We start from the raw sequence: 18,408 nt of genomic DNA, 5'->3' as shown, positions 1-18,408 counted from the left end.
GCTGTGTATGATTTTTTCTTGCTTAATGTCATCTGCCGTATTTATTAACATCTTCGTCAGAGGGAATAATTATCCCTCCAGAGCTACCGTTACTCTGTTGGTTATTTTGTGATGATTGTTGAGAGCCGCTGCCCTGGCTGTTCTGTTGAGAATTAGAGGAGGATGTATTCTGTGACGTATTCCCGGCAACCACTCCATGAGCACTGAACGCTTCGGATATTGCTTGATTTATATTTTTCGCAGTATTTGGATTTGATACGGCAACTTCTCCTGCTTTTTTAAATGCAGCCGAAGCTTTTTCATTCTTACTATCGGCAATAGCTTTAGATAGCCATCCGGTTGCTGCGCCGTTCTGCACCAAGTGCTCTGCCTGTAGATTTCCAGACGCGGCATTATTTACTGCCATATTAGATAGGTCTTGCATACCACCAACCTCATCATTAAGGATAGCATCTCCGAATCCATTTCCTAGGATATTATTATCCTTCTTTGCGTATGCAGCTTTAATTGCCCGTTGTTTTATAGAGGCGTCTTTACCTTTTAGACTACTCAATACATCCATACGTTCTGTAAAACTACCATTAGCCATAGTATGGTCTATTGTGGCTGCATACATACTTTGTGAAACTTCTTTACCATCAGAGGTTTTACCCGTTTTGGCAATAGCAGCTATTTCACTCGATGTCATACCTTGTAGCATTGTGGATGCGTTTTCAACGTCACTTTCGAACGCCTTATTTACGGTTGCGCGGGCGCGTGCTCCACCTTTATCCCAACCCATAAATCGACCAAACTTACTGTTATCTATCTTTGCGCGTCTATCACTTGCTCGCATGCTTGCGCGTTTCCTATCCATGAAATCCAAATATTTTCTTTTCGTATCGCCGATAACAGAATTGTCAACACGTCCTTTTGCTGTGCTTTTTACATTTCCGGCAAATCTACTATGGGCACCGGCGCTCATTCTGCCTATTTTTGCCCCGATACTACCTAGTGAACTTAAGGAATTCTGTAATACGAAAGGTGTGGCAATTAGCGGCATAGTAGTGGCTGCTAAAGCAACTAGCTGCATGGTTTCATCTGGGTTATTTGGGTCAACTGTTGCACTTGATGATAATACTGCACCAGCCAACCTTCCTGCCCCGTATAACAAAGATATTATAGGAAATACTAATAGCAGTCCTCGGAACATTTTCATCCATTTTTTAAATAAGTCTTCTGTATTTGGCAGTAACCACGCCGCGAAGGCTATAGGAGACATGGATATTAATAGTATAATACCTGCTTGTCTAACTACCAGAATAATAAATACTGTCATAATCGCAAAGAATCCAGCAACAAGAGTGGGGATTCCAACAGCTAAGGCGGCAAATGCAACTACTCCGCCAACGCCCACTATGGTGGCAGCGATGGCACTTCCCCATCCCGTAGCTTCTGAGCCGGTACCTACTCCCCCCGCTCCAGACTCCAAAGCGTCCTTTAGTGTGTGTCCTAATATATTGGATAAGTCTACAAAAATCTGACAAAGATAATAAGATAAATTAACCAGTAAGGCTCCTATTATTAAGCGAGGTAGGATTTTCTTAATGCCATAATTACTGACTCCAACATTAGAGATTTGAGAAAATATAACCCATAAGAATATTACGGCGAATATGGCATTGGCTATATTACGGAAAAACTCCCAACCTTGTTTTGCTCCGGGAGCATTGCTGTCCTTAAGTATTGCTGGTTTTATATCTAAAAATCCGGAAATAGCACTATACGCAGCATCGTTGATATTAGCCACGAAGTTCATTACTGGACAAACCAACCACCCTATTCCATCAATACCACACGAATTTTTCTCTTCTTCTCCATCACCTTCCGCTGGAGCTTCTATTTCAGCGGACTGACCTTGTTTACAGGCACTTATCTCGTCAGGTTTATTCTTATAGATATTTTCGCAGTATGTAGAATCACTCTTATGGCTTGCTCCGTCTTTGCAGGCTTTAAGTTTTTCATCCGCCAGTCCTGCGCAGGCAGTGTCTACTGCATTTGCTTTTAGAACATTTAAATATTTTTTAGCTGCAACTGCCAGTTCACTTTCAACTGATTTGCATGAAAATTCAGGCTTGTTTTTATAAGGACTACCGTGTGTTTCATCCCCTCCGGCATACAAGTATTCAGTTTTGCCTTTTGGCTTGTATATCGTATCAACTTTTTTAGTGTCTGTGTTAACGACAGAAACCTTCCATGTGTTGTCAGACTTACTGGTTGCTTCACCATCCACACAACCCTTAATCCAGTCTGAATATTTTCTATATTTTATGTAAGCGTTTTTTTCTGCTACATTGCGATCATATCCTGTTAATGCCGTAAGCGCGTTTAAAAAATTCTCTTCGCCATTCTCAGGCATATTACTATAGGTGAAATCGTTAGTTGATCCTAAGGCAACACATTTTTCATGTTTTGTATTACTATCATTCTTTCCTTCTAAACCGTTCTTTGGGTAGCCCATATAGCACAGTAACTCATTTGGTGAAATTCCAAATGTATTAAAAGCCTCTTGCTGAAATTCTGTACCGTTACATTTTATTCCACCCTTATCAAACCCCTTTACTTCCGGATATGTACCTATATAAGTATAAACACCCCCCCACGTACGGAATACTACATTATCATGCAACATCTGGTCATCAACGTCAGTGTGCACCGCTAGAGATTTGTAGCTGAAGCATCGTGCCATAGCAGAGGCGTACGTGAAGAACTTGTATTGGTCACTCTCTTTTAGATTACTAAACTTGCTCGGGTCTTTCGTAGCTAACGCGGGATGGGCTAATAAAATATTTGTTATCGGTAATATAAAGAGTGCAAACGCACATAAAATTATAATAGGCTTCTTGAGTCGCCCCACCTTTTTAATCACCTGCTTCCCAATAAACATAAACACCTTCATTTAATCACATATGAAGGTGTTTATGCAAGGACTAATTTTCTGGTTTATCTATTCCAGGTATCTCGCTTGGTGCTATAAGCTTACCGTTTTGGATTAGAAATTCTTTGTCGAAGGAATCTTTGGTTAATATTGAGAATCCTCCTACTGCGACAGTCGCGAATGCCTCCTCATTGTAGCTGAATCTATTAGTATACAAATCTCTAGTTTCAGGCTTAGAGCCTGGCTTATTTAAATTACTGACATCTTCTGGGAGGGCGACGTCAACAAACGCTCTAACTACTACATCAGCATTCGTGTGGTCGTTACATTCGTACGTAACAACTTTCTGTATTTCAGGCGCATAAGCCCCTCTGCGCGTATCGCTTTCCGGTTTGCATTCAGCAACATTACCCTCAACAGAGCATTTGTCTGCTTTATTGAAAGGGTCGTACTGGTAAGTAGCATACGACCCGTCTTCTTTACCGCTGCTTGTAAATTTTACGGTTAATTTGAGGTCTGATGGTGTAATATCAAATAAAGGAGAATAGTTATCCCTTCCAGGTTCTAGCAAAGCTGAAAGAAGGCTCTTAGCTTGACCATTTGTCGTGTCTAGTACGTGCTTTTTAAGTATTCCCGACTCTTCTGCTGATAATGGATAGCCGTGAAGCTGACTGTCTTTATATATTGCTCCTGTATACAATATAAGGTAGATACTATTTAGAGTGGCGGGGTCCATATCTTTAGCAAGGTCATCTTCAGTAGTTTTTATTAGCCCGTTCTCATCAGTGACAACTTTAGCGTTTTCATCTGACGTAGTAGAATTTACAAACTCAATAAGAGTATTTCGCCATTCGTTATAATCCATGTCTTCGCCAGACATCTCCGCGTTTATTTTATTCTTAAGGTCGCCTAAGCCTGTTACGTCTTTATACCTGTCGATTACTTCTTGAGGTATGTTTTTCTCAGCCTTAGTTGTGCTGGCTTCAGGAGATGGGGTTGGGCTTTTCTGCAACGTAGGCGTTGTAACATTTGGAGTCGGCTCACTGTAGCTTTCACCGCAGGCTGACAGTGGAGCTACTGAAGCTAACAGTGCTGCCGCTGTAGCGATGCCCTTTAAGGCCTTTTCTTTAAGTAAAGTTGGAAGTTGTGTCTCTGAATCACTTGGGTTAAATTGTTCACGATTTCGAACCATAACGCTTGGGATCCTTCCTCTGACATTGTCAGGTATTTTATTATAAAAACTTATTAGACCTTCCAGTCCAATTGGCTATATAATAACATAAATTGTACAGAAATGCAATAAAAATGGTATATTTTCCATAAAAAAACACCCTATCAGGGTGAAAAATATCTGTGGCGCGCTCGACCGGATTCGAACCGGCGATCTCCTCCGTGACAGGGAGGCGTGATAGGCCAACTTCACTACGAGCGCATATCAATATCCCTTATATTATCAGATTACTTCTGTCTTTTCAAGGAAAATGTTTGCTTTTTTCGCTTGACTATTTTACAATTTAGGTATAAGAGAAAATTTTATGGCAAAAAGAAATATTGTAATCAGTATATTTATCGCAACGGTAATCGCAGGAAGCGTTTTTATACCCAAAGTAGCTTTAGCTGTCGGCAGTTGCGGTGGCGCAGAAACTTCTGTTATTTCTTGTGACGGCACGGGTAGTACGGCAATTATCAATATAATCAAGCAGGTTATTAAAATCTTAACCGCTGGAGTTTTGGTCGCGGCGGTTGGTGCTGTTATATATGGCGCATTCTTATATACCACTTCTGAGGGTAGTCCAGATAAGATAAAAAAAGCACGTGAAGTCTGGACGAATACTGTCATTGGGATAATAATGTTTGCGTTTATGGTGGCAATTACTAACTTTATTATTCCAGGAGGAGTTTTCGATTAATGAAGAAAATTATAATAGCAATGTCTTTAATGATTATAGGGTCGCTTGGGGCTAGCGTAACTTTCCCGGGCATTTCTTTTGCGGACGATGCATGTTCTAATAAGGGGAAGATTTTAACATTAAAACCATGGTATAGCGGCTTAACTAATGATGACTGTTCCCTTAAAAATCCAGGTACAGATACTAATTCTCAAGCTAACTATATTTGGAAAATCGCGCTTAATATCGTTGATGATTTGCTGCAGCTTATTGGCTATACGACCGTTGGATATATTATGTACGGTGGGTTCTTGATGATGACCAGTAACGGTGCTCCAGATAAGGCCGCTCATGGGCGAAAGACTATCATGAGTGCCGCGATCGGTCTGGTTATTGCCCTAGCTTCTGTCGCGTTGGTTAACTTTATATCATCAAAGATAGGGGTATAAAATGAGATATATGGAATTTTTTGCTGGATTATTAGGAAAGGCAGATGATCTTGGTGTGCCACAGAATAACGATGTAGATATTATGAAGTTTGTTAATTTGGCACTCTGGGTGGCTGGTGTTATAGCTGTTATTGTGGTGATTATTGCTGGAATAAACTATTCCCTATCCTCTGGCGATCCCGCTAAGACTGCCAGCGCAAAGAATGCTATTCTATATTCAGTTATTGGTTTGGTTATTATTGCTAGTGCGATTGCTATAACAGGTTATATTATAGGAAAGGTTTAAAATGAAGATTTTTACAAAAATCCTGACGGCTGGAATACTAATGATTGGGCTCCTTGGCGTGTTTACTCCGGCGGTGTCTGCAGCTAACGGTATTGATATTTGCTCAAATGGAAATGAAAACTCTGTCTATTGTAAAAATAAGAGCAGCGGCGAAACTCAAGTGAACGGTATTATAAAAACTATCGTTGAAGTTCTACTTACGGCCGTTGGTGCTATTTCGATTATTATGATAGTTATTGGCGGTATTATGTTTGCACTTTCCAGCGGTGACGCTCAGAAAGCGGCAAAAGCCAGGAATACTGTTTTATATGCGGTAGTCGGTTTGGCTGTATCGTTATTCGCATCGGCAATTGTTAATTTTGTATTTAATAGGTTTAATTAGGAGAAAATATGAAAAAATCAATAATATCAATAGCAATTATGACATGTGCGGTGTTTGGAGCATCGGTTTTGTCTACCGCTTCCCTGTCGGGCAGTGTTTCCGCTCAGGTATCTAAAGGAATTGATACGGCTACAACATCGGAAATGAAAGGTAAAAGTATTGACGGTGATGACGGTCTAATAAAAACAGTAGTTAATGTTTTGCTTTGGGCTGTAGGTATTTTATCTGTTATTATGATTATTTTTAGCGGACTTCGCTATATTACTTCGGCTGGCGACGCTTCAAAGACAAAATCTGCTCAGAGTACGCTCACCTATTCAGTGGTTGGACTAATTGTGGCTATTATGGCATACGCAATTGTCAATATGGTTACAAATCGACTATAATAAATCCATAATTAGTTTTACAAATAACAGATAAAAATGTATAATAGTAATATCATTAAACAAGGAGAAAATAACAATGAATAAATTAAAATTAATCTTGGCGGGACTACTGGTAGTACCAACTGTTGCTTTGGCTGTAGCCCCAGTTGCAAGCGCTGAAGGAAACTTCACCCTACAGGGCGGCGTTAGTAGCGCGCAAGGAGAGGGTGTTGATAAGGTAGCCGCAGACCCTGAATCTTTAGTTAAGCAGTTTGTAAATATATTCTTATTTGCAGTTGGTGCATTAAGCGTTATTATGCTTATCTGGGGTGGTATTCGTTACACTACTTCAGCCGGTGATAGCAATAAGGTTACTGCAGCTAAGAACACAGTTTTGTACGCAATTGTCGGTTTGGTGGTTGCAATCTTGGCATACGCAATTGTCAATATGGTTATCGGTAAGATTGCATCAGGATCATAATCTTCCCTATTGATAAAAAAGAGCCTCGCTGATGAGGTTCTTTTTTTTGTGGCTAAAAAAAATACCGCCAACTTGTGACGGTATTTTCTGTGAAATGGTTTTTACAGAACTTGAATCTTCTTTGCTTTTTCTTGCTTTATCTTTTCAAAGGTAATTGTCAAAACGCCATCTTTTAATTCTGCCTTAACACCTTCTTCATTTACAGCGGTTGGCAATGCTAATGTACGACTGAATTCGCCCCAGTAGCATTCTTGGATGTGCCATTGGCGAACATCTGCTTCGTCACCGCTAGACAGTGTGCCGCTAATTGTTAAGATACCGTCAGAAATGCTTACGTCTAGGTCGTTTCGATCTACGCCGGCAGTACGAGCTTTGATAACTAGGTTATTTTCTGTCTCAAAAACGTCAACAGCCAATTGACCCATCGCATCATCGGCTTCATCTTCCCAATTGTCGTCGGATCGTGTTGTTGGTGTACTGTTGCTTCTACTGTTGTCGTCGTCAAAACCAGGTAGCAGATCGTCGTTATCATCGTCAATAAACGCCGCAGCCAATTCCTGTTCTGTTAGTAATGTATCATCTTGCTTTCGGGCCATAATTTCCTCCACTTTTATAATAGGCTCATTGACAAAGTCTTTATTAGTATAACTGTAATGTGCGTTATAATCAACAGAGAAAGGCTTAAAACGTAAAAATTACAATGTTTGACACGCTATTATCAATCATCGCTCCTCACCACTGTTATAAGTGTGGTAAAACGGGTGGTATTTTATGCTTAAATTGTAAAAAATACATCATGAGTCGGAAGTATGATATGTGTGTTCTATGTGGTGATTTATTGGAGAATGGCAACTTATGTAAAAAGCATAATCTTCCTTGTGATATGATCTGGTGTTTTTCACGACGTACAGGTGTTGTCGCAAAGATTATTGATGATTATAAGTTTAACCGCGTTCAGGCGGCGGCTGATTTACTAAGCGAATTCTTAGACGAAGCTCTGCCTGAATTGCCGTCAGATACAGCAATCGTACCAATTCCTACAATTTCTAAGAATATTCGGCGTCGTGGATTTGATCATATCCGAAAAATTGCTATTAAATTATCTCGACGGAGAAAAATAGAGTGTTGTTACCTGCTCCGGCGCAGAAATAACGTCACCCAACATTTTACAAAGTCTTCCGCTCAGAGAAAACGTCAAGCAAAGGAGTTTTTTGAAATTGCGGGTAAAGTTGATAAAAATAAGCGATATATCATTATTGATGATATATTTACGACTGGCTCAACTGTGTTGGCGGCGGCGGAATGTTTGAAGAAAAATGGCGCCAAACACGTGGAAATTGCGGTTATTGCCAGGCACGGGCGCCCGAAGCTATGAGTGATGATAATGACTGCCGCGATGGATTTCTTGGGCGCGATACAATTGCTCAGCTAAAATAAGACGAACTAATTGGTGCGGAAACACTAAGTTTGATAACGACCAGACGACGTTGGATTTTTGGCGCAAATCGCCGGTAACTCCATAAGCACCACCGATGATGAAGACAATGTGCTTGTCGATATGCTTGGTTATTAGGTTCGACAATTCCGGCGATGATAAGTTTTTACCGCGCTCATCGAGTAAAATAACGAAGTCGTCCGAATTGAGGCGTGAAAAAATACGCTCAGACTCTTCCTGGCGCGCCCTGTCGCCCTCAAAGCTTGAATGCGGTAGAATAATCATTTCTGCTGCAAAAGGCGCTCGTAGACGTTCTAAAAAACGAAAAATGCCTGGCTGAACCCAGGCTTCGTGCTTTTTTCCGATTGTTATAATGGTGATTTTCATAATATCTATGGCGGAGAGAGAGGGATTCGAACCCTCGATGAGTTGCCCCATACCGCTTTTCGAGAGCGGCCAGTTCAACCACTCCTGCACCTCTCCATAAAGCTAATGTGGTACACCCGGCAAGATTCGAACTTACGACCTCTGGCTCCGCAAGCCAGCGCTCTATCCAGCTGAGCTACGGGTGCATACAGCCTTTTGAAAAGGCTATAATAAAAATATAAGGTACCTTCATTGCTATAAAGCACTGAACTTTTGTATTCTACCACATAAAATATAGTCAATCAAGCTATAGCTTTATCAGTCGAATAAACTTCTCTAAGGCGTCTGGCTTAATTTCTTGCATTGGTAGGCGCGCTCCGAGCATATCGACGATTCTTTCGCCCTCTGCTTCGGAAAAGTAAATAGTCAAACCTGGTGAGAATCGCTTTACCGGTAATAATAGAATCGAATGTTGGTTGTTTTCGTGAATTAATCCAAATGCGCGAAATTCGCTAAAATCGTGTAAAACATCGGCGATGTAAATACCTTTGGGGCTAATCGCGTAGTTTATTACTTGTGGGGTTTTGTTTGATAATACAAACAAGGCTACAGCCATAATTGGCAACAAAACAGCGAAAGTCCAGTTCTTAAACACCAAAATTGCCAAAGCCATTAATCCTATCAACACAATGACAAAAAACACGTACCACAATTTACCGCGTTGAACTTGCACGCCTTCTGGTGCGTTCCAAGCTATTGGCTCGGTTAAATCAATCCTGTCAGATGATGGCGCTTCAAAGTCTTGGTTTTCTGGACTATCATTCATGACGTTAGTATATCACGATGAGAATTAGTGAACAATTAAACGTTAGTGGTTGATCCGCCGCTTAGAGCTGCGCCAAGAATAAAGTTAATAATCGCGTAAGCAAAGACCGCGACTAATAGACCGATAATCGCGTATAAAATTGTGTTTTTTGCGTTTGTGACAGATTCTTTTTTACCGCCAGAGATTACATAGCGGAAACCACCGAAGATTAACATAACGACACTTAAAACGCCGACACCGAATAGCATAATGTTGATGGCTCGCTTTACGATTGATGAATCACCATTAGCCAAGTTGGATGGTGTATTGTCACCGCGTGCTGCGTTAATTCCGGCTGGCGCGCCGCCCTCACCTAACGCGGAAACTGGAGCGGTTACTAAAGCTACACCAAACCCGATTGTAAGTAATCCTATTATAATTTTAGAAATATATCCTTTTATCATAATTCTATTATACCCTATTTGCGATAAAGCTATTAATAATTACACTTCTATGATACACTAAATAGTGAATTTGGAGGAGTACCCAAGTGGCTGAAGGGGACGGTTTGCTAAATCGTTAGTATGGAGAGATCTGTAGCGGGGGTTCGAATCCCCCCTCCTCCGCCAAAATTCAGAAATAGTACGGAAGGGTGACCGAGTGGTTGAAGGTACCGGTCTTGAAAACCGGCGTGCGGTAAAACGTACCGAGGGTTCGAATCCCTCCCCTTCCGCCAAGTATTTTAAGAAGGTAGGTGGATTAATATGAATAGTCAATCAGAGCCTGTTGTCGAATATCGTCAGAGTATTGCCGCTATTTTAATATATTATGTCATATCTTTTAAATTTATGTTGGCCATGTTCACCGGTGGTATTGTGGCTATTCTCGACTACTTGAATTATAAAAATACAAAATTGGTGTTTGAGCCGATTTTTTTGGTTTTTGTCACTGGTTCGCTTAAGACTTACAGTAAAGAGATCCCTTATGAGGATATTAAAACAGTAAGAGTAGAGCAGTCTATCATAGGTAAATATCTTAATTACGGATCGGTTTTCATAGAGATGAAAGACGGTCTTGATTCTATATTATTTAAGCACGTCGAAGATCCTGAAAGTGTCCGTAGGGCTGTTCAACAGAGGTATGTGAAGGCCGATAAGATAAAAGTAGCGTAATAAGCTGTAAAAATAAACAGTAGTCGCCTTCTTTAAGGCTTATTTTTTGTCTAGATCGCATAGGCTAATATAGGGAAATATACTTGACAAAAAACAAAGCTTATGCTAGCATTATAATCAGTATTCTAAAAATAGATACAAAAAGAAAGAATAAAAATGAATTTAGTACAACAGTTTTTCACCGTTACAACTATGTTTATCAGTTTGAATGTAGCGTTTGGTGTGCTGCTGCACGATACCAACGTCGATAAAGCGTTTTTGTCATCTTGGAAAACATATAGCGTTCAAAGTGATGTTAAGGGTGAAATAAAAATGCCAGAAACAAAGCCTCATACTCATCCAGAACACGCTCAATTGTCAAATGTGTTGAAAGAAGGTTCGGCGCGACCGCGAACTACGCCTCGTAACAACGATAAGAAGCGATTGCGCCAAAAGTATGCCGCTCGTGGTCAACATACTTTTGATGGATATCACCTTGATTTTGAAGGTGCGAGTTAGGCTATTTTAAGCTAATCACTTCCAGTTCCGAAACAAGCCGAGTAATGATTTTTTCTTGCTCGGCTAATTGCTCGCGAGTTTCCTCGACAAGGTGAGCTGGAGCCTTCTCAACGTAAGTCGGATTTTCCAGGCGTTTCTTTAATCCCGCCAATTTCTGACGTGCTTCGGCTAGGCGCATTTCCAGATTTTCCTGATGTTGATACAGAGTTTCGCTATCAATATCTAGCCACGCTTCCCTGTTTGCCGCCGCTAATCTCAGTCCGCGCGGTTGGTCGGTATGTTCAATTGCCTCAAGTCGCATCAGATGCTTAATTGTGTCTTGATTGTCGGCGATAAGGCTGTCGTTGCCGTATAATAATCGATATTTTTTATTCCCTGGCAGTTCAGCAATCACCCAGCGACCTTCGGCGACCAAGAGTTTAAGTTGCTCGAATTGTTCGGCAGCAATCGGATCGAACTTTTCTGGAGTCGGCCAAGCTTCACGCATCAAAATGCCGTCGGTGTAATTGAGTGTTTGCCAAATCGTTTCCGTAACAAACGGCGCAAATGGATGAGCGATTTTCAAAGAAGTCGCCAAAACCCAGGATAATAATGGACGATTGATCGCGGTTTTAGACGATTCAATGTACCAGTCAGCCACGTCGTCCCAGATGGTGTGATAAACAGTTTCTGATGCCTCTGAGAAGCGATATTGCTCTATTCTAACGGCAATGTTGTTGGCAGCGTCGTTCAATTGACGAATAATCCAGTGATCAGCCGGAGTTTGTGGCTCTAAGTCGACAATTTGGTGATTATCGCCAATTTGCGCCTCGACAAACCTGGCAATATTCCATAGTTTATTGCAGAAGTTACGAGCAGCGATAACAGAGCCGCGGTTAAAGGCTTGGCTTTGAGCTGGCGCTCGCCCAGCGATAACTCCCATGCGCGTTGCGTCAGATCCGAATTCCGCAACCAATTCCATCGGATTGATAACATTACCCTTAGACTTGGACATTTTTTGGTTATGTTCGTCATTAACCATTCCGTGTAGATAAACTTCTTTGAACGGCAATTTCCCTGTTCGGTATAAGCTAAGCATGATCATTCGAGAAACCCATGCGCGCATAATATCCATACCAGTTTCCATCATGTCAGTTGGGAAATAATTAGCTAAATCGCCGCCAGTTAAGTAATCCGTTACGATGTATGGCCATTGACCAGATGAGAACCAAGTATCAAAGGTATCCTCTTCCCTGATATATGTTGTACCATTTACAACAATACTTTGCTCGTTAGTGCGAGTGTCGAATATCCAATCCTTAGGGTCGTTTTCATTTACAAACGCAGGAATTGGTATTCCCCATGGAATCTGTCGTGAAATATTCCAGTCTTTCAATTGCTCAAGATATGCGATGAGTTCTTTGCGCTTGGATGCTGGATAAAAAGTAATTTCTTCTTTTTTAAGCGCATCAATTGCTGGCTGTGCGAGTGATTGTGTTTTAATAAACCACTGCTCTTTAATCATTGGCTCAATTACGCTGCCACACTTATAGCAATGTCCAACGGCGTGTTCAATTTCAGTCTCACCGCGGCGTAGCTCTAGCGCCTCCAACGCTTCCAAAACTCGAGCGCGAGCTTCTACTGGTGTTAGTCCTAAGAACTGCGCTGGCACGTTTATCATCTTCCCCTCTGGGCTGATAATTGATTCTAGAGGCAAATCATGACGTTTTGCAATTTCAAAGTCGTTCGGGTCGTGCGCTGGCGTAATCTTAACCGCACCGGTGCCGTAGCTCATATCGACATATTCGTCCGCGATGATAGGAATTTCCTTATCAACAATCGGCAGTAAAATACGAGTTCCAACCAATTTTTTGTATCGCTCATCGTCTGGATGAACCGCCACAGCAACGTCGCCGAGCATAGTTTCTGGTCGCGTAGTAGCAATGATAATCTCGCCAATTTTATCTAATGTCGGGTAAGCTATTTTCCACAACTTCCCTTTCTCGTTCTTATGTTCTACCTCGATGTCGGCAAAGCTGGTTTGGTGTTTGGTACAGTAATTAACAATCCTCTCGCCCCTGTAAACCAAATTGTCATCCCACATTTTCTTAAATGTGTCGTATACGGTGTTGATAACTTTGTCGTCCAGAGTAAATGTCAAATGTTTCCATGACGCACTAACACCTAACGCGCGCAATTGCAGCTCCATATTGCCACGTTTTTCTTGTACAAAATTCCAAACTTGACTATACAATTGGTCACGTGAAAAATCGAAGCGACTCTTCCCTTGCTTCGTCAATTCTCTTTCATACACAACCCAAGTTTCAAACCCAGCGTGGTCGGCGCCTGGGATAAATACGGCGTCGTCACCCTTCATTCGGTGATAACGAATCAGAATATCCTTCAAATTCATATCAAGAGCATGTCCGATATGCAAATTACCGTTGGCGTTAGGCGGCGGCATAATGATTGAATATGGCTTACCTACCCCTGTTGGCTCTAATGCACCACTGGTTTCCCAGAGGGCGTAAATATTTGGTTCGTAATCGTTTGGTATGTATTGTTTAGCTAGCTGCATAAGTTATTCCATGGTTTTTTCATGTGAAAAAAGACAAAAGAAAACAAAGTAGCTTTTCACGTGCAAAAGCCCTTAAATATGTAATCCTCTAATTTCTCCACATGTTTATATTACATCTTAATTATACCACAAATTTATGTGGTGCGATGGATGAAATTAAGGCTATTTTCTGATCGTTTGATATGCTCGATACAGCCAATATTGAAGCGGCTTCAGTGGCAGCTCCCAAGTCGCTCCAGAATAGACATCTTCGCCGCCGAATGATCTCTTAAACTTCGTAAAGCCAGCCCACGGGTGATTTTTTGGTGCGTTTTCAGGAGCAATTCCGTATAAATCGACTTTCTCCATTTGACGATGTTTTGCATCGATTATCGCTTCGGTGAGCAGGGCAGTTCCAGCGTTAAGCTTGCGATATTCTGGTGTAGAATTTGCTGCCGCATGTGCGTAAATCCGAGTTGTTTTTGAGTCGAAAAATAGGGCAGTAGCAATTACTTTATTGTCATATGTTGCGTACCAAAAAGAAGCATCTTTGGATGGAAGCAGGGAACCAGCTTGCTTATGAAAGTACGAATCTGGGTGCGGCGACATGCCGGTTCGTTTGGCGACTTCATGGATTAGTTCAAGAAAATACTTGATATCGTCTGGGTTTTGAGATTGATGAACTGTTACGCCTTTTTTGTGATAATTTCTATAGCAATTTCTTACGGGTTGCGCCATGCTTGCTATAATCTCTTCCTCTGGTTGCTGGAGATTGACAACGTGTGTATGTTCTGGCTGTAAATGAACGTAAGTGGCTTTCTTCCAATGCTCATCAGATAATACCTTAGAAAAGGTAGGTTTAATTGGTCCGACTCTGAGGAAAGTTACGCCAAGTTTTTTGCCGAGCTCTGCCAAGTCTTTTAGTGCTAATCGTAATGTTTCTTCGTTAACAGCGGTTGGACCGAAGGGGCAATATAAACGAGAATTGCCCGTGCCATGCTCTAGTATTGCGAAATATTCCCATCCTTCACCTCTGTTGTGAAAGACTTTTCGACCGAGCGATTGTTGGAATTTTTCCCAGGATGATGATTGTAGAAAATGTTGATTCATGTTGTAATCCTCACAACGTTATATTGCTGTCATTGATAAGCTTGGCTGAACTTCCATATCGTATGGATCTGTAGGCTCGTCAATTTGAGATCTGAAATAACCGAGAGTGGCAATCATCGCGGCGTTATCTGTACAGAGTTGGATAGGGGCGTATTCGATGTCAATTGGTAAGGCTTCGCGTAATTGACGGCGCAATTCTTGATTAGCTGCGACTCCGCCAGCGATTACGACGGAGGCTGGCTGGAAATTGTCAAACGCCTTTTTGGTTTTATTTACGAGAGTTTTTATGGCTGTATATTGGAAACTCGCTGCCATATTACGTCGTAATTCGTCATCTACGAGCGCTGGAAGCTCATGAGAGGGAAAAGTGAAGTCTTTACCGACTTCGTGCTGAACGGCTCTCAAAACGGCTGTCTTAAGCCCAGAGAAGGAAAAATCGTATTCGCCGGATAATTTGGCAATAGGTAAGCGGAACGCGTGTGGATCGCCAAGTTCGGCGGCTTTAGCAATGGCTGGGCCGCCAGGATATGGCAAGCCGATGATTTTAGCAACTTTATCAAACGCTTCACCAACCGCGTCGTCTTGAGTTTGTCCAATAAGCTGATAATCACCGTGATTTTTAAATAGGACAAGTTGTGAATGTCCGCCTGAAACAATCAACGAAAGCATAGGGAATGACGGCTGTTGTTTCGGCAATGTTAGAGATAAATTGTCGGATTGCTTATTGATAAAATTGGCGTACACGTGAGCTTCTACGTGATGAATCTTAAAGAGCGGCTTGTTGTGAATGATAGCGAGAGTTCTAGCGGCGAGAGTGCCGATTAATAGCGAACCAATAAGCCCCGGCGCGTAAGTAACGGCGATGGCGTCAATATCATCCCAAGTGCAATTTGCGTCAGACAAAGCTTTTTTAATGACAGGATTTACAACTTCCAAATGACTACGAGCGGCAATTTCTGGAATAACCCCGCCGTATTCTGCATGAATATCAATTTGTGAATTGACGACATTTGAAAGCAAGCGTTCGCCATCTTCAACTATTGACGCCGCTGTTTCATCGCAACTGGATTCAATTCCCAAAATCCTCATTTGTTTTTATTATAGCAAATATAAGTGGTAAAATGGGTATTATGAAAAACGAGTTGGTAAAAATTGCTAGAAAAACGCTACCTCAAGGAGCTTTGGAAAAAACCGAAAATGCCTATAGAGTTGCGCGCACGAAGATGATTAGCCTAAGATATGGCAATCCAGCTCGTGGCTTGAGAATTATTGCAGTAACAGGGACGAACGGGAAAACTACGACCGCTTGTTATATCAATGAGATCTTGAAAGAGGCTGGCTTTAAGACTGCATTATTTACGACTGCGGTGATTGAAATTGCTGGCCAGGAAAAGATAAATGATTTGAATGCGACAGTTCCGACTGTAGCGAGGTTATTCAGCTTTTTCCAGACAGCTCAGCGTGAAGGCGTGGAATATGTGATTTTAGAGGCGACAAGTCACGCTTTATCACAGCATAAATTTGACGGCGTACCAATTGAGGCGGCGGTGATGACTAATTTGACTCAAGACCATTTGGACTATCATAAAACGATGGAGGCTTACGCGGCAGCTAAGGCTAAATTATTTGAGAAGAAGCCGAAATATATCGTGCTGAATCGTGATGACGAGTGGTTTGAATATTTTGACAAGTTTACGGCTTCTGGCGAGAAAATGACTTACGGGACGAATCCGGAAGCTGAAGCTCACTTAACGCATGTTAAGTTGTATAAAAAGGGAACAGAGGCAAGTTTACTGATTGACCATCAAACTCATTTGGAGTTGGCGACTAATTTGCCTGGTGAATTTAACGTGATGAATATGTCGGCTGCGGTGTCGTTGGCGTATTTGCTGGGAATAAAGTTAGAAGATATCCAAGAGGGCGTGGCGAACTTGGAGGCTATTCCTGGACGATTCGAGCGAGTAGAGAATAAGCTTGGAATTGATATTATTGTGGATTATGCGCACACGCCAGACGCGTTGGAAAAATTGCTAAAAACCACTCATAAAATTACCAAGGGTCGATTAACTTTGGTGTTTGGTGCGTGCGGCGATAGAGATAAGACAAAGCGTCCGATTATGGGCGAGCTGGCGGCTAATTTGGCAGATAGGATTTTCCTAACTGACGAGGAAAGCTATAATGAAAATCCAGATGAAATTCGGGCAATGATTCGTCAGGGAATTGAGCGAACGAAAAAAGCTCATAAGATGACGGAAATTGCTGATCGAAAACAGGCGATTTATCAAGCTCTGAGGTCGGCTGTTCGTGGTGATACGGTTCTGATTACGGGCATGGGTCATGAGCAGTACCGAATTGTGAATGGCAAGCGAATTCCGTGGAACGACAAGAAGGTCGTTCAGGAAATTATTTCTGAGATTGAGAAAAAGAGTCGTAAAATTTCGCTTTAATCTGTTTCCAGCTTTGTGATTGGCGAACTAATTTTTCTGCATCGCTTGGGTCGAGCAGCAATTCTTTCACGGCGTCTTCAAGGTAAATGCCGCCCTGCGAACCTTTGAACAGAATTGTCGTATCTTTAATGTCGCTATTTTTCAGGAATTCTCCAGCTTCAAGCGCCGTGTCAAAAGAAATTACTTTACAGCCATTTTTTTCAGCAATTGGTGCGAGGTGTTTTTTTGACATTTTACCAACAGTAATAAGCAGCTCTAATTGGCTTGGGTCGCAAATTTCACCGATTTTTTTATGCTCCGATTCGGATGTTTCGCCCAATTCATTCATATCGCCCAATACGGCAATTTTATGATTGGCAGAGATAGAATAGAGCGTTTTTAGTGAATTTTCCATGGCAATAGGGCTGGCATTGTAAGTGTCGTCTAGCAATGTGCAGCCGCGTATGCCGCGTAAAATATTCATTCTACCTGAAACTGGTTTGATTTTTGTTAAAGCCGCCGCAACTTCTTCAATACTCATATTACAGGCCAATCCTGCTGCTGCCGCGCCAGTGATTGAGCGGATGTTGTGCTTGCCCAATACAGAAATATTTATATTCTGAGAAGTTTCTTCGGGGCGTCTTAAATTGACAATACAACCAGTATCTGTAGTCTTTTTAATTTCCAGGAAAACGTCGGCGGATTCGTCACCGTAACTTATGCGATTTCCAACTATGAGATTATGATATTTTTTATCGATATCGTGAAGGTTGAAGATGGTTTTTTTAGCGACTTGACTAATGGACAATTCCTCATGAGCTACCGTATCCATATTTTTGAAAAACTCCATATGTTCAGGAGCAACAGAGGTAATTATGGCAATGTCGGGCTGGATATAGCGCATAAAAGTAGCCATTTCACCAGGGCAATCAATACCGCATTCTTGAATGATTATATCTGGCGATTCGGGGTTTTTTATGCTGGCGTGTGCCGCGGAGAAGACTTTCAGCCAGGCTAGGGGAGATTTGGCGTTTTTTGGTCCGTCTACGCCTAAGATTTCCAGCGGCGCACTTAAGGTTGTGTTCAAATTGCCACGACTATGGCGCACGGTGAATTTTTCTGATAGAACAGTGGCGGTTGCTGATTTTACGCTAGTTTTACCAACGCTGCCGACTACGGCAATCAGTTTGGTGTCAGGATGAGATTTAAGATATTTTTTTACAAAAGAACCGAGAATTTTTTCTAAGAGACGTTTGAATAATTGCATGGAGTTATTATAACAGATTGAGGA

At 41.7% G+C, this 18,408-nt stretch carries 20 protein-coding genes and 5 tRNA genes; 12 read left to right on the top strand and 13 right to left on the bottom strand.

The genetic code is table 11. The annotated features are described in order from the left end of the window. Positions 1 to 28 precede the first annotated feature (28 nt). The 3 genes from LRM45_RS01700 to LRM45_RS01690 all read right to left on the bottom strand — a co-directional run bounded on the left by LRM45_RS01700 (position 29) and on the right by LRM45_RS01690 (position 4,349). Positions 29 to 2,938, bottom strand: coding sequence for a type IV secretion system protein (locus tag LRM45_RS01700; protein WP_243826482.1), 2,910 nt, complete (start codon positions 2,936 to 2,938; stop codon positions 29 to 31). A 31-nt stretch (positions 2,939 to 2,969) separates the two neighbouring features. Continuing rightward, positions 2,970 to 4,109 carry a hypothetical protein gene (locus LRM45_RS01695; RefSeq protein WP_243826481.1) on the bottom strand — a complete coding sequence of 380 codons (1,140 nt, stop codon included), beginning with the start codon at positions 4,107 to 4,109 and terminating at the stop codon, positions 2,970 to 2,972. Positions 4,110 to 4,271: 162 nt separating this feature from the next. Then, positions 4,272 to 4,349, bottom strand: a tRNA-Asp gene (locus LRM45_RS01690). Between the two features lie 103 nt (positions 4,350 to 4,452). On the opposite strand from LRM45_RS01690, the gene LRM45_RS01685 reads away from it, so the two are divergent. The 6 genes from LRM45_RS01685 (at position 4,453) to LRM45_RS01660 (ending at position 6,769) form a co-directional block, all read left to right on the top strand. After that, positions 4,453 to 4,827, top strand: coding sequence for a hypothetical protein (locus LRM45_RS01685; protein WP_178143084.1), 375 nt, complete (start codon positions 4,453 to 4,455; stop codon positions 4,825 to 4,827). Then, positions 4,827 to 5,255, top strand: a complete 429-nt coding sequence (locus tag LRM45_RS01680) for a pilin (protein WP_243826480.1) — start codon at positions 4,827 to 4,829, stop codon at positions 5,253 to 5,255. Before LRM45_RS01685 ends, LRM45_RS01680 begins: the two co-directional genes overlap by 1 nt. Positions 5,256 to 5,265: 10 nt before the next feature. Continuing rightward, positions 5,266 to 5,541, top strand: coding sequence for a hypothetical protein (locus LRM45_RS01675; protein WP_178143086.1), 276 nt, complete (start codon positions 5,266 to 5,268; stop codon positions 5,539 to 5,541). A 1-nt stretch (position 5,542) separates the two neighbouring features. Beyond that, the gene (locus LRM45_RS01670) at positions 5,543 to 5,923 is read left to right on the top strand and encodes a hypothetical protein (RefSeq protein ID WP_243826479.1); all 381 of its coding nucleotides are present in this window, start codon (positions 5,543 to 5,545) and stop codon (positions 5,921 to 5,923) included. 8 nt (positions 5,924 to 5,931) lie between these two features. Continuing rightward, complete coding sequence (locus LRM45_RS01665; RefSeq protein WP_243826478.1) at positions 5,932 to 6,309, top strand: hypothetical protein; 378 nt, start codon at positions 5,932 to 5,934, stop codon at positions 6,307 to 6,309. A 76-nt stretch (positions 6,310 to 6,385) separates the two neighbouring features. Then, entirely contained in the window at positions 6,386 to 6,769 is a 384-nt protein-coding gene (locus tag LRM45_RS01660; protein WP_243826477.1) for a pilin, read from the top strand. A gap of 101 nt (positions 6,770 to 6,870) precedes the next feature. On the opposite strand, the gene LRM45_RS01655 is transcribed toward LRM45_RS01660, so the two are convergent. Then, positions 6,871 to 7,365, bottom strand: a complete 495-nt coding sequence (locus LRM45_RS01655; RefSeq protein ID WP_146423247.1) for an Hsp20/alpha crystallin family protein — start codon at positions 7,363 to 7,365, stop codon at positions 6,871 to 6,873. Between the two features lie 200 nt (positions 7,366 to 7,565). Between LRM45_RS01655 and LRM45_RS01650 the strand changes: the two genes are divergently transcribed. Next, on the top strand, positions 7,566 to 8,144 hold the full coding sequence (locus LRM45_RS01650; RefSeq protein ID WP_243826476.1) for a ComF family protein: 579 nt from the start codon (positions 7,566 to 7,568) through the stop codon (positions 8,142 to 8,144). Here the strand turns inward: LRM45_RS01650 and LRM45_RS01645 are convergent. From LRM45_RS01645 to LRM45_RS01625, 5 genes are all read right to left on the bottom strand, one after another. Next, the gene (locus LRM45_RS01645; protein ID WP_243826475.1) at positions 8,139 to 8,591 is read right to left on the bottom strand and encodes a 23S rRNA (pseudouridine(1915)-N(3))-methyltransferase RlmH; all 453 of its coding nucleotides are present in this window, start codon (positions 8,589 to 8,591) and stop codon (positions 8,139 to 8,141) included. The genes LRM45_RS01650 and LRM45_RS01645 overlap by 6 nt on opposite strands. 8 nt (positions 8,592 to 8,599) lie before the next feature. Then, positions 8,600 to 8,687 (bottom strand) — tRNA-Ser (locus tag LRM45_RS01640). A gap of 12 nt (positions 8,688 to 8,699) precedes the next feature. Beyond that, positions 8,700 to 8,776: transfer RNA gene (locus LRM45_RS01635), tRNA-Arg, on the bottom strand. A gap of 101 nt (positions 8,777 to 8,877) precedes the next feature. Next, positions 8,878 to 9,396, bottom strand: a complete 519-nt coding sequence (locus LRM45_RS01630) for a hypothetical protein (RefSeq protein WP_243826474.1) — start codon at positions 9,394 to 9,396, stop codon at positions 8,878 to 8,880. 35 nt (positions 9,397 to 9,431) lie between these two features. Then, the gene (locus LRM45_RS01625) at positions 9,432 to 9,839 is read right to left on the bottom strand and encodes a hypothetical protein (RefSeq protein WP_243826473.1); all 408 of its coding nucleotides are present in this window, start codon (positions 9,837 to 9,839) and stop codon (positions 9,432 to 9,434) included. A 72-nt stretch (positions 9,840 to 9,911) separates the two neighbouring features. Between LRM45_RS01625 and LRM45_RS01620 the strand changes: the two genes are divergently transcribed. The 4 genes from LRM45_RS01620 (at position 9,912) to LRM45_RS01605 (ending at position 11,045) form a co-directional block, all read left to right on the top strand. Continuing rightward, positions 9,912 to 10,004 (top strand) — tRNA-Ser (locus LRM45_RS01620). A gap of 17 nt (positions 10,005 to 10,021) precedes the next feature. Continuing rightward, positions 10,022 to 10,111 (top strand) — tRNA-Ser (locus LRM45_RS01615). A 28-nt stretch (positions 10,112 to 10,139) separates the two neighbouring features. Beyond that, entirely contained in the window at positions 10,140 to 10,547 is a 408-nt protein-coding gene (locus LRM45_RS01610) for a PH domain-containing protein (protein WP_243826472.1), read from the top strand. Between the two features lie 156 nt (positions 10,548 to 10,703). Further along, on the top strand, positions 10,704 to 11,045 hold the full coding sequence (locus LRM45_RS01605; protein WP_243826471.1) for a hypothetical protein: 342 nt from the start codon (positions 10,704 to 10,706) through the stop codon (positions 11,043 to 11,045). Between the two features lies 1 nt (position 11,046). Here LRM45_RS01605 and LRM45_RS01600 read toward each other — a convergent pair whose 3' ends face one another. The 3 genes from LRM45_RS01600 to tsaD all read right to left on the bottom strand — a co-directional run bounded on the left by LRM45_RS01600 (position 11,047) and on the right by tsaD (position 15,780). After that, entirely contained in the window at positions 11,047 to 13,602 is a 2,556-nt protein-coding gene (locus tag LRM45_RS01600; protein WP_243826470.1) for a valine--tRNA ligase, read from the bottom strand. Between the two features lie 162 nt (positions 13,603 to 13,764). After that, positions 13,765 to 14,691: a lipid II:glycine glycyltransferase FemX gene (locus LRM45_RS01595; protein ID WP_243826469.1), complete on the bottom strand. Its 927-nt coding sequence runs from the start codon at positions 14,689 to 14,691 to the stop codon at positions 13,765 to 13,767. Positions 14,692 to 14,709: 18 nt separating this feature from the next. Further along, positions 14,710 to 15,780, bottom strand: coding sequence for a tRNA (adenosine(37)-N6)-threonylcarbamoyltransferase complex transferase subunit TsaD (gene tsaD / locus LRM45_RS01590; RefSeq protein WP_243826468.1), 1,071 nt, complete (start codon positions 15,778 to 15,780; stop codon positions 14,710 to 14,712). 32 nt (positions 15,781 to 15,812) lie between these two features. Between tsaD and LRM45_RS01585 the strand changes: the two genes are divergently transcribed. Further along, positions 15,813 to 17,138 carry a UDP-N-acetylmuramoyl-L-alanyl-D-glutamate--2,6-diaminopimelate ligase gene (locus LRM45_RS01585; protein ID WP_243826467.1) on the top strand — a complete coding sequence of 442 codons (1,326 nt, stop codon included), beginning with the start codon at positions 15,813 to 15,815 and terminating at the stop codon, positions 17,136 to 17,138. Here the strand turns inward: LRM45_RS01585 and LRM45_RS01580 are convergent. Next, positions 17,095 to 18,384 carry a UDP-N-acetylmuramoyl-tripeptide--D-alanyl-D-alanine ligase gene (locus LRM45_RS01580; RefSeq protein WP_243826466.1) on the bottom strand — a complete coding sequence of 430 codons (1,290 nt, stop codon included), beginning with the start codon at positions 18,382 to 18,384 and terminating at the stop codon, positions 17,095 to 17,097. The genes LRM45_RS01585 and LRM45_RS01580 overlap by 44 nt on opposite strands. Between the last annotated feature and the right edge of the window lie 24 nt (positions 18,385 to 18,408).

This window comes from Candidatus Nanosynbacter sp. TM7-057, assembly GCF_022828295.1.
Lineage (GTDB): Bacteria > Patescibacteriota > Saccharimonadia > Saccharimonadales > Saccharimonadaceae > Nanosynbacter.
Note: the sequence above shows the minus strand (reverse complement) of the source record. Positions and strands in the feature narration are given on the sequence as shown.

Bases quoted from the DNA above. Each gene is read 5' to 3' on its own strand.
- LRM45_RS01600 (WP_243826470.1), bottom strand. From the start codon at position 13,602: ATGCAGCTAGCTAAACAATACATACCAAACGATTACGAACCAAATATT.
- LRM45_RS01610 (WP_243826472.1), top strand. From the start codon at position 10,140: ATGAATAGTCAATCAGAGCCTGTTGTCGAATATCGTCAGAGTATTGCC.
- LRM45_RS01625 (WP_243826473.1), bottom strand. From the start codon at position 9,839: ATGATAAAAGGATATATTTCTAAAATTATAATAGGATTACTTACAATC.
- LRM45_RS01700 (WP_243826482.1), bottom strand. From the start codon at position 2,938: ATGAAGGTGTTTATGTTTATTGGGAAGCAGGTGATTAAAAAGGTGGGG.
- LRM45_RS01630 (WP_243826474.1), bottom strand. From the start codon at position 9,396: ATGAATGATAGTCCAGAAAACCAAGACTTTGAAGCGCCATCATCTGAC.
- LRM45_RS01665 (WP_243826478.1), top strand. From the start codon at position 5,932: ATGAAAAAATCAATAATATCAATAGCAATTATGACATGTGCGGTGTTT.
- LRM45_RS01695 (WP_243826481.1), bottom strand. From the start codon at position 4,109: ATGGTTCGAAATCGTGAACAATTTAACCCAAGTGATTCAGAGACACAA.
- LRM45_RS01685 (WP_178143084.1), top strand. From the start codon at position 4,453: ATGGCAAAAAGAAATATTGTAATCAGTATATTTATCGCAACGGTAATC.
- LRM45_RS01660 (WP_243826477.1), top strand. From the start codon at position 6,386: ATGAATAAATTAAAATTAATCTTGGCGGGACTACTGGTAGTACCAACT.
- LRM45_RS01580 (WP_243826466.1), bottom strand. From the start codon at position 18,384: ATGCAATTATTCAAACGTCTCTTAGAAAAAATTCTCGGTTCTTTTGTA.
- LRM45_RS01675 (WP_178143086.1), top strand. From the start codon at position 5,266: ATGGAATTTTTTGCTGGATTATTAGGAAAGGCAGATGATCTTGGTGTG.
- LRM45_RS01585 (WP_243826467.1), top strand. From the start codon at position 15,813: ATGGGTATTATGAAAAACGAGTTGGTAAAAATTGCTAGAAAAACGCTA.
- LRM45_RS01595 (WP_243826469.1), bottom strand. From the start codon at position 14,691: ATGAATCAACATTTTCTACAATCATCATCCTGGGAAAAATTCCAACAA.
- LRM45_RS01680 (WP_243826480.1), top strand. From the start codon at position 4,827: ATGAAGAAAATTATAATAGCAATGTCTTTAATGATTATAGGGTCGCTT.
- LRM45_RS01605 (WP_243826471.1), top strand. From the start codon at position 10,704: ATGAATTTAGTACAACAGTTTTTCACCGTTACAACTATGTTTATCAGT.
- LRM45_RS01655 (WP_146423247.1), bottom strand. From the start codon at position 7,365: ATGGCCCGAAAGCAAGATGATACATTACTAACAGAACAGGAATTGGCT.
- LRM45_RS01645 (WP_243826475.1), bottom strand. From the start codon at position 8,591: ATGAAAATCACCATTATAACAATCGGAAAAAAGCACGAAGCCTGGGTT.
- LRM45_RS01670 (WP_243826479.1), top strand. From the start codon at position 5,543: ATGAAGATTTTTACAAAAATCCTGACGGCTGGAATACTAATGATTGGG.
- tsaD (WP_243826468.1), bottom strand. From the start codon at position 15,780: ATGAGGATTTTGGGAATTGAATCCAGTTGCGATGAAACAGCGGCGTCA.
- LRM45_RS01650 (WP_243826476.1), top strand. From the start codon at position 7,566: ATGAGTCGGAAGTATGATATGTGTGTTCTATGTGGTGATTTATTGGAG.